The organism is Holzapfeliella sp. JNUCC 80 (genome assembly GCF_053667655.1).
The window spans coordinates 809613-824230 of the sequence record NZ_CM132205.1 but is presented as its reverse complement, the minus strand read 5'-3'; the positions used below and the strand labels follow the sequence as shown (position 1 = coordinate 824230).

11 protein-coding genes are annotated in these 14618 nt (G+C 35.5%); 9 read left to right on the top strand and 2 right to left on the bottom strand.

What is annotated here, in order from left to right; translation table 11 throughout:
- Positions 1 to 5 precede the first annotated feature (5 nt).
- The 5 genes from leuS to lepA all read left to right on the top strand — a co-directional run bounded on the left by leuS (position 6) and on the right by lepA (position 7407).
- Complete coding sequence (gene leuS, locus JNUCC80_RS04145; RefSeq protein WP_454152661.1) at positions 6 to 2417, top strand: leucine--tRNA ligase; 2412 nt, start codon at positions 6 to 8, stop codon at positions 2415 to 2417.
- A 90-nt stretch (positions 2418 to 2507) separates the two neighbouring features.
- Complete coding sequence (locus JNUCC80_RS04140) at positions 2508 to 4139, top strand: putative polysaccharide biosynthesis protein (RefSeq protein ID WP_454152660.1); 1632 nt, start codon at positions 2508 to 2510, stop codon at positions 4137 to 4139.
- Positions 4136 to 4849: a pseudouridine synthase gene (locus tag JNUCC80_RS04135; protein WP_454152659.1), complete on the top strand. Its 714-nt coding sequence runs from the start codon at positions 4136 to 4138 to the stop codon at positions 4847 to 4849. The genes JNUCC80_RS04140 and JNUCC80_RS04135 overlap by 4 nt, the downstream gene beginning before the upstream one ends.
- Before the next feature lie 108 nt (positions 4850 to 4957).
- Positions 4958 to 5599: a TetR/AcrR family transcriptional regulator gene (locus tag JNUCC80_RS04130; protein ID WP_454152658.1), complete on the top strand. Its 642-nt coding sequence runs from the start codon at positions 4958 to 4960 to the stop codon at positions 5597 to 5599.
- A 14-nt stretch (positions 5600 to 5613) separates the two neighbouring features.
- Positions 5614 to 7407 carry a translation elongation factor 4 gene (gene lepA, locus JNUCC80_RS04125; protein WP_454152657.1) on the top strand — a complete coding sequence of 598 codons (1794 nt, stop codon included), beginning with the start codon at positions 5614 to 5616 and terminating at the stop codon, positions 7405 to 7407.
- Between the two features lie 27 nt (positions 7408 to 7434).
- Here the strand turns inward: lepA and JNUCC80_RS04120 are convergent, their stop codons facing one another.
- Positions 7435 to 8277 (bottom strand): NAD(P)H-hydrate dehydratase, encoded by an 843-nt coding sequence (locus tag JNUCC80_RS04120; RefSeq protein ID WP_454152656.1) that lies wholly within the window; start codon positions 8275 to 8277, stop codon positions 7435 to 7437.
- Between the two features lie 169 nt (positions 8278 to 8446).
- Between JNUCC80_RS04120 and JNUCC80_RS04115 the strand changes: the two genes are divergently transcribed.
- The 3 genes from JNUCC80_RS04115 (at position 8447) to JNUCC80_RS04105 (ending at position 11557) form a co-directional block, all read left to right on the top strand.
- A complete protein-coding gene (locus tag JNUCC80_RS04115) occupies positions 8447 to 9139 on the top strand; it encodes a Bax inhibitor-1/YccA family protein (RefSeq protein ID WP_454152655.1) in 693 nt (230 codons plus the stop codon).
- A gap of 270 nt (positions 9140 to 9409) precedes the next feature.
- The gene (gene argS, locus JNUCC80_RS04110) at positions 9410 to 11101 is read left to right on the top strand and encodes an arginine--tRNA ligase (RefSeq protein ID WP_454152654.1); all 1692 of its coding nucleotides are present in this window, start codon (positions 9410 to 9412) and stop codon (positions 11099 to 11101) included.
- A 3-nt stretch (positions 11102 to 11104) separates the two neighbouring features.
- Positions 11105 to 11557: an arginine repressor gene (locus JNUCC80_RS04105; RefSeq protein WP_454152653.1), complete on the top strand. Its 453-nt coding sequence runs from the start codon at positions 11105 to 11107 to the stop codon at positions 11555 to 11557.
- Between the two features lie 26 nt (positions 11558 to 11583).
- Here the strand turns inward: JNUCC80_RS04105 and JNUCC80_RS04100 are convergent, their stop codons facing one another.
- Positions 11584 to 12441 carry an RluA family pseudouridine synthase gene (locus JNUCC80_RS04100; protein WP_454152652.1) on the bottom strand — a complete coding sequence of 286 codons (858 nt, stop codon included), beginning with the start codon at positions 12439 to 12441 and terminating at the stop codon, positions 11584 to 11586.
- A gap of 86 nt (positions 12442 to 12527) precedes the next feature.
- Here JNUCC80_RS04100 and JNUCC80_RS04095 point away from each other — a divergent pair, with 86 nt between their 5' ends.
- A complete protein-coding gene (locus JNUCC80_RS04095; protein ID WP_454152651.1) occupies positions 12528 to 14594 on the top strand; it encodes a transglycosylase domain-containing protein in 2067 nt (688 codons plus the stop codon).
- The last annotated feature ends 24 nt before the right edge of the window (positions 14595 to 14618 follow it).

The following is a 14618-nucleotide window of genomic DNA, read 5'->3' as shown; positions in this document are numbered from 1 at the left end:
AATAGATGACTTACGAACATTTGAATATCGAAAAAAAATGGCAAGATTATTGGCTAAAAAACAAAACATTCAAAACAACAACTGATTCATCAAAAGAAAATTTTTATGCGCTAGATATGTTTCCATATCCGTCAGCTAAGGGGCTTCACGTTGGACACCCTGAAGGATATACAGCGACTGATGTTGTGTCAAGAATGAAACGTGCACAAGGGTACAATGTCTTACACCCTATGGGATGGGACGCTTTTGGGTTACCAGCTGAACAATATGCATTAGACACTGGTCATGATCCAGCAGAATTTACTGATGAAAATATCGAACGTTTTAGAAAACAAATCAATTCACTAGGATTTTCTTATGACTGGGATAGAGAAATCAAAACAACAGATCCAAAATACTACAAATGGACACAATGGATTTTTGAACAACTTTACAAAAAAGGTCTAGCCTATGAAGATGAAGTTGCAGTTAACTGGAGTCCAGATTTAGGAACTGTTGTGGCTAACGAAGAGGTTATCGACGGAAAAACTGAACGTGGTGGATTCCCAGTTTATCGTAAACCAATGCGTCAATGGATGTTGAGAATCACAGCTTATGCTGAACGATTACTTGAAGACTTAGACTTAGTTGATTGGCCAGAAAATATTAAAGAAATGCAACGTAACTGGATTGGAAAATCAACTGGTGCTCAAGTTAAATTTGCAATTGATGAAACTGATAAAGATTTCAGTGTTTTCACAACTAGACCTGATACATTATTTGGTGCAAGTTACGTGGTGTTAGCACCTGAACATAAATTAGTTGAACAAATTACAAAGTCTGAACAAAAATCAGCTGTTGATGAATATATTAAACAAACAGCATTGAAGAGTAACTTAGATAGAACAGATTTAAATCCAGAAAAAACAGGGGTATTTACAGGTGCTTATGCCATTAACCCCGTAAATGGTGAAAAATTACCAATTTGGATTGCTGATTATGTACTAGTAAGCTACGGAACAGGTGCTGTTATGGCAGTTCCCGCTCACGACGAACGTGATTTTGAATTTGCTCAAAAATTTGATTTACCATTCAAAGAAGTTGTTGAAGGTGGCGACATTACAGAAGCTGCTTATACTGAAGATGGTAAGCATATTAATTCAGACTTCTTAAATGGTCTAGATAAAGCAGAAGCTATTGCAAAAATGATTGACTGGTTAGAAGAAAATAAAGCTGGTGAACGTAAAGTTAACTACAAATTACGTGACTGGACATTTTCACGTCAACGTTACTGGGGTGAACCCATTCCTGTTATTCACTGGGAAGATGGCGAAACAACTCTAGTCCCTGAAGAAGAATTACCATTGACACTTCCTAAAACATCAGATATTAAGCCATCTGGAACAGGAGAATCACCGCTTGCACGTATTGAAGATTGGTTGAATGTGGTGGATGAAAACGGTCGTAAAGGTCGTCGTGAAACCAATACAATGCCACAATGGGCGGGTAGTTCGTGGTACTACTTGAGATACATTGATCCACATAACGATGAAAAAATTGCTGATCCAGAAAAACTAAAACAATGGTTACCTGTTGATTTATATATTGGTGGGGCAGAACACGCCGTTCTTCACTTACTATATGCAAGATTCTGGCATAAATTCTTATACGATATCGGTGTTGTCCCAACTCCAGAACCATTCCAAAAATTATTTAACCAAGGATTGATTTTGGGCGCTAACCACGAAAAAATGTCTAAATCAAAAGGAAACGGTGTAAACCCTGATGATGTTGTACAAGAATATGGTGCAGATGCCTTAAGATTGTACGAAATGTTTATGGGTCCTTTGGATGCTTCAACAAGCTGGGCAGCTGATGGTCCAAACTCAACTCGTCGTTTCCTAGATCGTGTATGGCGTTTAATTGTTAATGAAGAAACACATGAATTATCCGATAAAGTTGTGGAAACACCAACAGAAGATTTGGATAAAATTTACAACCAAACTGTTAAAAAAGTGACAGAAGACTTTGAAGCACTTCACTTTAACACAGCTATTTCACAAATGATGGTATTTGTTAACGAAGCAAATAAAGCCAAAGCAATTAACCGCGAAATGACTGAAGGGTTCGTTAAATTACTGGCACCACTTGCACCACACATGATGGAAGAAATCTGGCAAGTACTTGGCCATAATGATAGTATTAGCTATGAACCATGGCCAACATTTGATGAATCTAAACTAGTAGAAGATACAGTTGAAATGATTATTCAAATTAATGGTAAACTAAAGAGCAAGATGCAAGTATCAGTTGAAGCTTCAAAAGAAGAAGTAGAAAAACAAGCACTTGCTGATGAAGCTATTCAAGCTCAAATTGGTTCAAAGGAAATTCGCAAAGTTATTGTGGTTCCACAAAAGATTGTGAATATTGTGATTTAAAATTTTATATAAATTACGCAAAAAGCACTTTTTATAAAGTGCTTTTTGATATTATAGAGATATATCAAAATATCTAAGTAAGGAATCAATATGCAAGAAAATAATCAAAATCAAACCACGTCAAAGAACACACTTTTAAAAGGGTCTGCTTGGATGACGATGGGCTCTATCTTTTCACGTATTTTAGGAGCACTTTATATTATTCCTTGGTTTGCCTGGATGGGTAGTCATGGCAATATCGCCAATGCACTGACGGCAAGAAGTTATAATATTTATAGCTTATTCATCATTATTTCAACTGCTGGAATACCAGGAGCTATTGCCAAACAAGTTGCTCATTATAATGCTTTAAATGAGTATGGTGTTGGGCGAAAGTTATTTCATCGAGGCATCATGTTGATGCTTGGGTTGGGAGTTATCTCAACTATTGCGATGTATTATTTTTCGCCATTATTAGCAGGAGATGATCCGCGTCAAATTCAGGTTATGCAAAGCTTATCTGCTGCGTTATTGCTAATCCCAGTTATGAGCTTAATCCGTGGGTATTTCCAAGGGTACAATGATATGGCGCCAGCGGCACTGTCTCAGTTTGTAGAGCAGCTATTCCGCGTGATTTATATGTTGGGTGCAACGTACATTATTATGAAATTACATAGTAGTGGCGATTATGTGTTAGCAGTTACGCATTCAACTTTTGCGGCAGCTGTAGGTGCCTTAGCAGGACTAGCATTGTTAATTTTCTACTACTACAAAAAGAAATCACAAATGGATTACCTTGTACTCAATAGTGATAATGCAATCAGTGTCTCTACTGGGAAGTTATTCAAAGAAATTGTTCGACAATCGATTCCCTTTATTATTATTGACTCAGGAATCACGTTATTCCAACTAATTGATCAATACACATTCAATCAATTTATGGGGACTTTTGTGAAAGTTTCAACTGATCAATTAGATAGTTGGTATGCCTTATTCGGGTTAAATGCCAACAAGCTAATTATGATTACAATTTCATTGGCTACTGCTATGGCTGTGACTGCGATTCCATTATTATCGGGTGCTCATGCTAGAAAAAACTTTCCAGAAATCACAGCACATATTGGTGACACGTTAGAATTATTTTTATTCGTTATGATTCCAAGTAGCTTTGGAATGGCTGCAGTAGCAACTTCTTTATATAGTGTCTTCTATAACTACGATGCTTTAGGTATTAGTGTGTTGTACCTGTCATCTTTTGTAGCTATTGCTTTAGGATTATTTACTATTTTAGCTGCAATTTTACAGGGACTTTCAAGAAATAGGTTAGCTATTTTGTATTTAATAGTTGGAATTGTAATTAAGTTAGTCTTACAGTATCCATTAATTGCATTATTCAAAATTTATGGCCCTTTAGTTGCAACGGGAATAGGAATGAGCATAACATCATGGTTAATGCTACATCACTTAAAAGTCAGATTTCGTTATAGTGGTGAAAGAACTAAGCGACGTTTTGCAGGGATTGTTCTGTTTTCAGTACTCATGTTTATTCCTACAAAACTTGTTGAGTCTGGGTTGATTTGGCTAATGCGTCCAGATGGCAAATTAGGCTACTTGTTGGTCTTTGCAGTCAGTGTTATTGTGGGGGCTGTTATTTACGGTTACTTAGTACTTAAAACAAGATTAGCTGACCGTATTATCGGTTCAAAAGTAGAAGGTATTAGGAGAAGATTGAAGATATCATGATACGTTTAGATCGATTTTTGGCCAATAGTGGTATTGGTACCAGAGCAGAAGTAAAAAAATTAATTAAGCAAAAGCAAGTTAAAGTTAACGATGAGGTGGTAAAGTCACCCAACCAAAAGTTAACAGAGACTGATCAAGTTAAAGTCGATAATCAAGTTGTCTCAGCTCTAGCAGACCGCTATTTTATGTTTAATAAGCCAGCGGGAGTGATTACGGCTACACAAGATGCTAAGCATCGAACTTTTTTACATTATTTTCAAGATGAAGTTCATGTTGAAAAGTTGGTAGCAGCAGGTCGATTGGATAAAGATACGACCGGATTGTTAGTTGTGACTGATGATGGGCAGTTCGTCCATGAAATTATTCATCCTAACAAAAAAGTACCTAAAATTTATCAAGCTAAGATTGATGGTCAACTAACTGAATCCGATAAGGAACTATTTGGTCAAGGGATGCGATTTAAAGACTTTACAGCACAACCTGCGAAAGTTAAAACAGTTGAATTGTTGCCACAAAGTCAATCTGTAATTGAAGTAACTATTCATGAAGGTAAATATCATCAAGTTAAACGAATGTTTGAACAAGTGAAAAAGCCAGTACTTCAGTTGCATCGGTTACAAATTGGGCAGCTTCAATTAGATGAGAATTTAAAACCGGGCGAGTATCGTGATTTAACTGATGAAGAACTCATAATGCTTAAAACAAAATAAAATAAAAAGGCGAGGATCTCAACGGGTCCTCGCCTTTTTGATTAGATAAAAAAATCGGTCATTGACAAAAAATGACCGATGGTCAATAATTGTGAAAGAGGTGATTAGATGACACAAAAAGTAACGCGAAAAAAAGAATTGAAAGCACAAGCTATCTCATCTGTGACACTAGAACTTTTTAAAACGAGAGACTTTGCTGATATTTCGATGAATGAAATTGCACAAAAAGCAGGTATTTCAAAAGGGAGTTTATTTAATTACTATAAAACTAAAGAAAATATATTTATGCACTTGCTTCTAGTAGGGTATCAAGATTTTTTTAATCAGTTAATCATCAAAATTAAACAGCAAAACCCAAAAAACAAAGATCAGTTGAAAGCGTTTTTGATTGAATCAACTCAAGATTTGATTGATAATCATTTAACTTTAATCAAATTAAACTCACTTAGAGGCCCCGTACTTGAGAATAAAGCTTCACGTGAACAAACAATTTTTGAACGTAAAAAACTATATGAGATTCATGAAGAACTAGCACAACTCGTTCAGCAAATAGTCCCTGATATTAGCTTAAATCAAGCTAATAAACTATTTATTATTCAAAGCAGTATTATTAGTGGGCTAATTAATTTGTCTGACTTAGATTATTTTCAAACAGAACCTCTAACCAAAAGTTTTGCAGATTTCAAAGTTAATATATATCATGATTCAATTGAAACCTTTGCAGCTTATTTAGACTCAGTTTTAAATTAGTTAGGAGTATAGAATTGGATAGAAAATATATTAGAAACTTTGCGATTATTGCACATATTGATCACGGTAAATCGACATTATCCGATCAAATTATGAAATTGACAGATACATTTGATTTTCGACATGACGAAGCACAGCTATTGGATGATATGGCAGTTGAAAAAGCTCACGGTGTGACAGTGAAATCAAAAACCGTACGTAATTTATACCATGCTAAGGATGGCCATGATTATCAACTAAATTTAATTGATACACCTGGACATGTCGACTTTACGTACGAAGTTTCGAAAAGTTTATCTGCAAGTGATGGTGTCATATTATTAGTTGATGCCACAGAAGGGGTTAAGGCGCAGACGATTGCTAACTACCAAATTGCCAAAAGTCAAAACCTGCCGGTAATACCTGTTATCAATAAAATTGATAGTGACAATGCCCAAATTGACCGGTGTGAAAATCAAATTTATGAATTGGATGACTCTTTACTTGAAAAAACAATCTTAAAAATTTCAGCTAAAAGTGGTTTGAATATTACCGACTTGCTTGAAGCTATTGTGACACAGCTACCTGCGCCTGTTAGTGAAGGAGATAATCAACCACTGAAGGCTTTAGTATTTGATTCTCAGTACGATATGTATCAGGGTATCATAGCTCATGTTCGCTTGTTTAATGGACAAGTATCTGCCCAAGAATCCTTAACTTTGATGGCGCAAAATACTGCTTTTCAAGCTAAAGAAGTAGGGACATTTGTTCCTGAATTAAAGAAGGTTAAGACTTTAAATGCTGGTGAAATAGGTTATATTGCGACCGGCATCAAAGACCCGCAAGGTTTACGTGTGGGAGATACAATAACGGCTACCAAACGCAAAACTCAAACGCCAATTCCAGGATATCAACCGATTACACCCGTTGTTTTTGCAGGGATTTATCCAAACAATTCTGATTACCAAGAACTAAAGCTTGCGATGGAAAAGATTATACTAACAGATTCATCACTGCAATATACAGAGATTGTATCTGAAGCTTTAGGTGCAGGATTTCACTGTGGTTTTTTAGGACTATTTCATTTGCAGATTATTAGAGAAAGGCTAGTTCAAGACTTTAATATTTCGGTTATTACAACAGCCCCTAATGTTAATTATGAAGTACAGCTGAAGGACGGCTCTATTCAAAATGTGACTAATCCAGCTAAATTTCCAGATTTTTCAGAGGTAAAGTCCGTTAAGGAACCATTTGAAAAAGCACAAATTACAATTCCACAAGTTTACATGAATAAGGTGATTGATTTAAGTAATCATTATCGAGGATTATTGGTTAGTTTAGATAATAGCCAGCAGTTGGTAACACTTCATTATGAATTTCCAATTGCTGAAATAGCCTTTAATTTTTTCGGCAAATTAAAAACAGTCACACAAGGTTATGCAACATTTGATACTGTGCTGGCAGATAAGCGTGAGTCCGATGTAGTCAAGTTGACGATTGATGTGAACTATACCAATGTTGACTCATTAACTTTTGTCACGCATCGGTCAAATAGCTATCAAATGGCGCAAGACATTGTCCATAAATTAAAATATACAATTCCGCGCCGACTTTATCCAATGCCTGTACAAGGCTACGTTGAGGGTAAAGTAGTGGCCAGAATTGACGTTCCGCCTTTGCGAAAAAATGCAGCAACAGGGCAGCAATCTAGTATTTCAAAAAAACAGTCTTTACTTAGACGTCAAAATCTTAATAAGCGAAAGGCTACACAAGATCATATAGAATTACCGCAAAAAGTATTTGACACAATTTTAGATATTGAGCAATAAAAAAGAGCTACTTTTAGTAGCTCTTTTTTATTTTTGACTGTAACGACTCATAAAATGTGGGATTTCATCAATAAGCTTTGAAGGTAGGACAACATAATTTGATTTGCTCAAATGATTCGCAATAAAGCTGTGCAGATAGACTGCCGCATAGATTGTATCGGCTGCTTCGCCAAATTGGCCAACAAATGCGGCAATAATGCCAGCTAACGTATCGCCCATACCACCAGTTGCCATAGCAGGGGTTCCAATATCGATGAAATGAGGCTCATGTTCACTTTCAAATACGGCTGTTTTTTCGGACTTTAAGACAACAGTAAGATTTTTAGCAATATATTGTAGGTAAGTTTGGTTAGCTTTTTCATCTTGAAACTCAACTTTGAGTCCTGTTAAGCGTTGCCATTCAACTTGATGAGGAGTCATGATGATTTTTTTAGCGTTTCTAGGAGTTAAGGCTGTGTTTTGGGCAATATTGTTTAGCGCATCAGCATCTAAAACAATAGTTTGATTGCTTGAAATTGTTTCTTTGACGAGCATCATTAGCTTTTTAGCGTAGTCATCTTGTCCTAGTCCTGGACCCAAAACAACAACATCAACTTGTCTAATCAGTTGTACTAACGTTTTTTGATCACGCCAATCAACAAACATTGCCTCTGGAACGTTAGCGTGTAGAGCAGGCAAATTGATAGAGTGTGTGGCTACACTAACAAGTCCAGCACCTGCATAAACAGCTGCCTTGGCAGCCATTGTAATAGCACCACCATAATTATAATTTCCCCCGATAAGTAGCAATCGTCCATAACTGCCTTTATGACTATGAGTTTCCCTTTTTTTGATTGTTTGAGTTAAACTATCAATTGTTATTTCTTCCATCAAAAGAACTCCTCTAACTTTGTAATTACTTCTATTCTACTAAAGATACACTTAAATTAAAAATCAGATTTAACCTGGTAGTTCTTAAGAGAGTCTTAAGATTGAATGCTAATAAAATCAAAGTCTGATACAATTAAAGACACAATAAATTAACATGGAGGGACTCTATATGGATCACATTATTACTCATGAACAAACAAAGCCAAACAACACGAGACAGTTACTTAATAAGACTTTTCAAAAAGTAGCATTAGCCGTTTTGATTACAGCGATTACAGCTTTTGTTGGTAATTACGCTTTTGCTGGTATTTTTGCTAAATTTTCACGTTCATTAACAGGTGCGATTATTGTAATGGTTTTGATGTTTGCGTTAATCTCGCAAGTTCAAAGATCAATCCAAAATCGTCAAGATAAGCGCGGTACAAAATTATTTTATGGATTAGCCGGATTAAATGGGCTATTTCTATCGTATATTTTTTCTTATTTTTCATTAGGAACAATAGGCGCATCATTCTTAGTTACAAGTGGCTTATTCTTAGCACTAGCTCGTTTTGGATTAACAACTGAAAAAGATTTAATTAGCTGGCAAAAAGGATTATTCATTACATTAATTGGTGTGATAGTGTTATCATTATTTAGCCTATTCATAGGCACAACAGTTGTGAGCTTGATGATTAACATCGCAATACTTGTTTTGTTCAGTCTTTATACTATTTTTGATACTAATCAACTAGTAAGACGCTATGAAAGAATTTCACACAGCGATATCGAAGGTGTGAGTTCGTTGTTTGCCCTAACGCTATATATGGACTTTATCAATATTTATCTATCCATTCTTCAACTCCTAGGAAATAATGATTAGATAATAAAAAACTTGAAAACCAAAAAAAATTCGTGTAAAATTTTGTAATTGGAATTACTAAAGAATACGGATTAAATTTTATTTATAAAGCGAGTTATGTTGGTGAGAGATAACAAATAATTGATCCTGTCGCACTTTAGAGCAAACTAAATCAAGTATGTAAAGTGGATGCTAAAGCATCAATTAGAGTGGTACCACGGGAATTTTCTCGTCTCTTTCACAACAGTCGTTGTGGAAGAGTTTTTTTATTTATAGGAGGAATATAAAAGTATGAATTTCAAAGAACGTGTTGTTAAAAGCTTGCAAACTGTTTTGCAAGACAAATTAGATGGTCAAACAATTGAAAAACTAATCGAAAGACCTAAGTATTCTCATTTAGGTGATTATGCTTTTCCAGCTTTCAGTTTAGCTAAAATTGAAAAAAGAGCCCCTCAACAAATTGCCTTAGACTTAGCAAAAGACTTACAAGGTGATGACTTTGCCAAGATTGAAGCTGTCGGCCCATATGTAAACTTCTTCATCAAACATGATGAACTAACATCTGCCGTTGTTTCTACAATTTTGGCAAAAGGCGACCAATATGCAAGTCAAAGTGAATCTAAAGGTAATGTCACAATTGATATGTCTTCACCTAATATTGCAAAACCAATGTCTATGGGACATTTGAGATCAACAGTTATTGGTAACTCAATTTCGTTGATTTTAGATAAAGTTGGTTTTGACCCAATCAAAATTAATCACTTAGGTGATTGGGGAACACAATTTGGTAAATTAATTGTGGCTTATAAAAAATGGGGTAATGAAGACGAAGTCAGACAAGACCCTATTAATAACTTGTTGAAATACTATGTTGAGTTCCACGAAGAAGCAGAAAAACATCCAGAATTAGATGATGAAGCACGTCTATGGTTCAAAAAGCTAGAAGATAATGACGAAGAAGCTTTAAAATTATGGCGCTGGTTTAGAGAAGAATCACTAAAAGAATTCCAACGTGTTTATGATATCTTAGGGGTAACTTTTGATTCTTACAATGGTGAAGCTTTCTATAATGACAAGATGGATGCTGTTGTAGAGGAATTAAAAGAAAAAGACCTACTTCAAGAATCTCAAGGTGCTCAAATTGTTGATCTTGACGATTTAGACTTATCACCAGCACTAATCCAAAAATCAGATGGTGCTACACTTTACATGACACGTGATTTAGCTGCGGCTATTTATCGTAAAAATACTTATGACTTTGCTGAATCACTTTATGTTGTTGGAAACGAACAAAGTGAACACTTTAGACAGTTGAAAGCAGTTTTAGGTAAAATGGGGTACGATTGGTCTGACGATATCCGCCATGTTCCATTTGGTTTAATCACATCAGGCGGTAAAAAACTGTCAACTCGTAAAGGTAACATTATTTTACTTGAAGAAGTTTTAGCCGATGCTGTAAGATTAGCTAAAGCACAAATCGATGAAAAGAATCCTAACCTGCCTAACAAAGAGCAAGTTGCTCACGAAGTTGGGGTAGGGGCAGTTATTTTCCACGATTTAAGAAATGATCGTTTAGATAACTTTGACTTTAATTTAGAAGAAGTCGTTCGTTTTGAAGGAGATACTGGTCCATATGTACAATATACAAATGCACGTGCACAAAGTATTTTAAGAAAAGCCAACCATACTGTTGACGCAACACCTTCTCAACTCGAATTAACTGACGATTATTCATTTGAAGTTGCCAAAGAATTATTGAAATTCAATGAAATTGTTCAACGTGCAGCTGAAAAATATGAACCATCAATTATTGCTAAATATGCGATTAATTTAGCACAATTGTTTAACAAATATTATGCCAACCAACGTATTTTAGATGAGGATGAGCACCTAAATGCAAGGCTAGCCTTAGTTGAAGCAACTAGTGTTGTTTTAACAGAATCGCTACGTTTACTAGGTGTCAACGCTCCAAAGGAAATGTAAAAAATGAAACAAAAGAAACGAAGACAAGATGAATTGCTGAAGATACTTAAAAGTCATCATATTCAAACGCAATCCGAACTAATGGATCACTTAAATGATAAAGGGATTACAATTACCCAAGCAACTTTATCACGTGATATGAAAGAATTAGGGATTATTAAACTAATTCAAGATGATAGTCAAATGTCTTATGTTGTCTCAGGAACGCAAGAAATTGATGACTTAACACAGTTGAAAGAAGTTTTTACTAATAACGTACAAGATGTTTTGCAGATTCAATTTACAGTTATTGTTAAATGTAATCCTAACTCTGCTAACGTTTTGAGTGCTTTGATTGATAATCATGGCTATCCAGAACTTGTGGCTAGTCTAGCTGGTTACGATACAATTGTTTGTTATTGTGCAGACGAAGAGGAAGCTAAAAAGTTAAAAGAAGGATTTCTGAAACTCAATTAAAAAGCAGCCCGTTAAGGGCTGCTTTTTTAATCCGATAAATTAACAGTTAGTTTTTCAAATGAAAATGGTTGAATCAATTCAATCTGAAAAGCTTCTAAAGCCATGACTTCAGTAGGATCGGCTAGTGAATCATAAAGCGGATCATTAATAATAGGCATGTCGTGGTGACTAAGGTGGACACGAATTTGATGAGTACGACCAGTTTCTAAATCTAGTTTAAGTTTTGCAAGTGAACTTGTTTGACTAATAACTGAAAAGTGGGTAACAGAAGGGAGTCCATCGGACCTAACTTTTCTTTTTCTCTTATCTGATTCATCTAGTCCAATCGGATCTGAAATAGTACCTTTATCTACAATAGAATGAGACTTTCTGACGGTTGCTAAATAAAAGCGCTTCATTATTTTTAAAGCCAACTGACGATTTAAGACAGGGACAACAACCGGATTCTTAGCTAGTAGCAAAAGGCCGCTTGTCCACATATCTAAACGATGAATCATATAAACATGCTCGTTAGTTTGATTAAGATAGTATTCAACATCATTCATTGCGGTGTTATTCTCATCAGGACGGTTAGGGTGAGTTTTTTGTCCAGCTGGTTTATTAATAATAATAATATCGGCATTCTCGTAAACAATATCAGGCAAATTTTGACTAGGCAGGTAAGTTTGAGCGCTTTCAACTTGTGTGAATTCTAAACTGATTGTATCACCATGAGATACGGTAGAATTAATAGGTTTGTAGCTACCGTTGACGGTGACCGCTTTTTCAATTCGTAAAAAATGTTGCCATTTTTTAGGAATATACAATTGCGTTAGAAGTTCTCGAATTGTGCAGGGTGTAAAGGATTGCGGTAAAATTAGTGTACGTTTATTTGGTAAAGACATCTTTAAATTTTTTATACCTTTCGTTAAAAAAACAAGAATTGTGGTAATTTTGTGCTAAAATATCGAGGAAAAGATAGGAGGATGTCATGGAAAGTTATGCCATCAGACTATTAGACTTGATTAAATCAGGTCTGAGTCGTTTAAAAAGAGCTAATCACCGTTTTCAATTCGTGCGGTGGTTTATCTTAGCAGGATTGACTATCACACTGATGATTTCTTTTTATTGTACAGCATTAGTTAAACTGACACCAGTTGGCCAATTGGGAGATTCTTTGAAGTCAGTGACAACAATCTATGATCAAAGTAATAATAAAATTGGCGAAATATCATACAATCGTGGTGATTATACTAAAATAGATAAAATTTCACCTTACTTAAAGGATGCTGTTATTTCAACAGAAGATAAGAACTTTTATAGTCATCGCGGATTTAGTTTAACTTCGATGGCAAGAGCTGGACTGAGCCTAGTCACTAAAGGTATGGTGACACAAGGTGGTTCGACTGTAACACAGCAATTAGCCAAGAATAGTTTTTTAACACAAGATCAAACTTTCTGGCGGAAAATAAAAGAGTTCTTTTATGCAGTCCAGCTAGAAAAGGATTACTCTAAAGATCAGATTCTAGAGATGTATTTGAACACCTCTTACTTTGGTAATGGTGTTTATGGCGTTCAAGATGCTTCCTTGAAATATTTTGGAAAAAACGCTAGTGACTTAACAGTTGCTGAAGCTGCGACAATTGCGGGGATGCTAAAAGGACCAAATTACTATAATCCCATTGATTCAAAAGAAAACGCGATTAATCGTCGTAACCTTGTTTTAGAATTAATGGCAAAAAATAACGTTATTTCAGCTGATCAGCTTCAAAACTTCCAAAATAAAGCAATGGTTGTAACAGACCGCTATCAAGCTTATCAAAGTGCTTTTTCAGATTATAACCAAGCAGTACTTCAAGAGCTTAAAACCCAAAATAATTGGGACTATAATGACATTGCAACACGCAATTTAAGTATTTATACGTATCTTGATTATAATGTTCAAAGTAACATGAAAAAAACTTATAAAAATGATAGTCTATTCCCCAATAATGCTGCTGACAATCAAAAAGTAGAAGGTGCAGGACTTGCGATGGATCCTAAGACCGGCGCTGTTTTAGGTGTTGTAGGAAGTCGTGGTAAGAGTGATTTTAACCGTGCAATCCAGATGAAGCGCCAGCCGGGTTCGACAATGAAGCCATTGGCAGTTTATACACCTGCTCTACAAAATGGCTATCAAATTGATTCTAAGCTACAAGATAAATTACAATCTTATGGTTCAGATAACTACACCCCTAAAAATGTTGATAACCAATATTCAGAAGAAGTGCCGCTATATCAAGCACTGGCGCAAAGTAAAAATGCACCAGCAGTGTGGTTGCTGAATCAAATTGGCTTAAACCAAGGGATTCAGTCTGTTAAAAATTTTGGGATTAATTTAGATACTGCAGATCAGAACTTAGCGTTGGCGCTAGGTGGATTGCAGTCAGGTGTCTCATTATTAGATATGGCGAGAGCTTACAGTGCTTTTGCAAATGAAGGTCAGCTACCTGATCAAGTTCATGCGGTCAAAAAAGTAGTTGGCAATGACGATAAAGTTTTAATTGATAATACGCAGCTAACAACTCATCAGATTATGACACCTGAGATTTCAAAACAAATGACGAGCCTATTATTGAACGTATTTGATAATGGAACAGGTAAGTCAGCTAAACCTTCTGGTTATCGCATGGCTGGAAAAACAGGGACAACAGAAGTTAAATTGAGTGATGGGACAACAAGAGCTAATGATCAATGGATTATTGGTTATACACCTGATATTGTTCTAGTGAGCTGGATTGGTTTTGATAGGCCTGACGATACGCATTATTTAAGTGGAACCAGTGAGACCCAGATATCTTATTTATTTAAACAACTATCTCAAAGTGTTTTACCATATACAGATAGAACCTCATTTAGTGAAAAAAACGCTCAACAATTGGTTTCTGAGCAAGATGTACAAGGCAATTCAACAAGTTGGGTCGATGATTTAACAAAAAGTGTCCAAAATGTTTTCGATGGTGTTGGTCAAACATTGGGTCAATGGTACAATGGTATCAGAGATAAGGTAATGCCTTAATTAATATTAGAAAATAGGAGACTT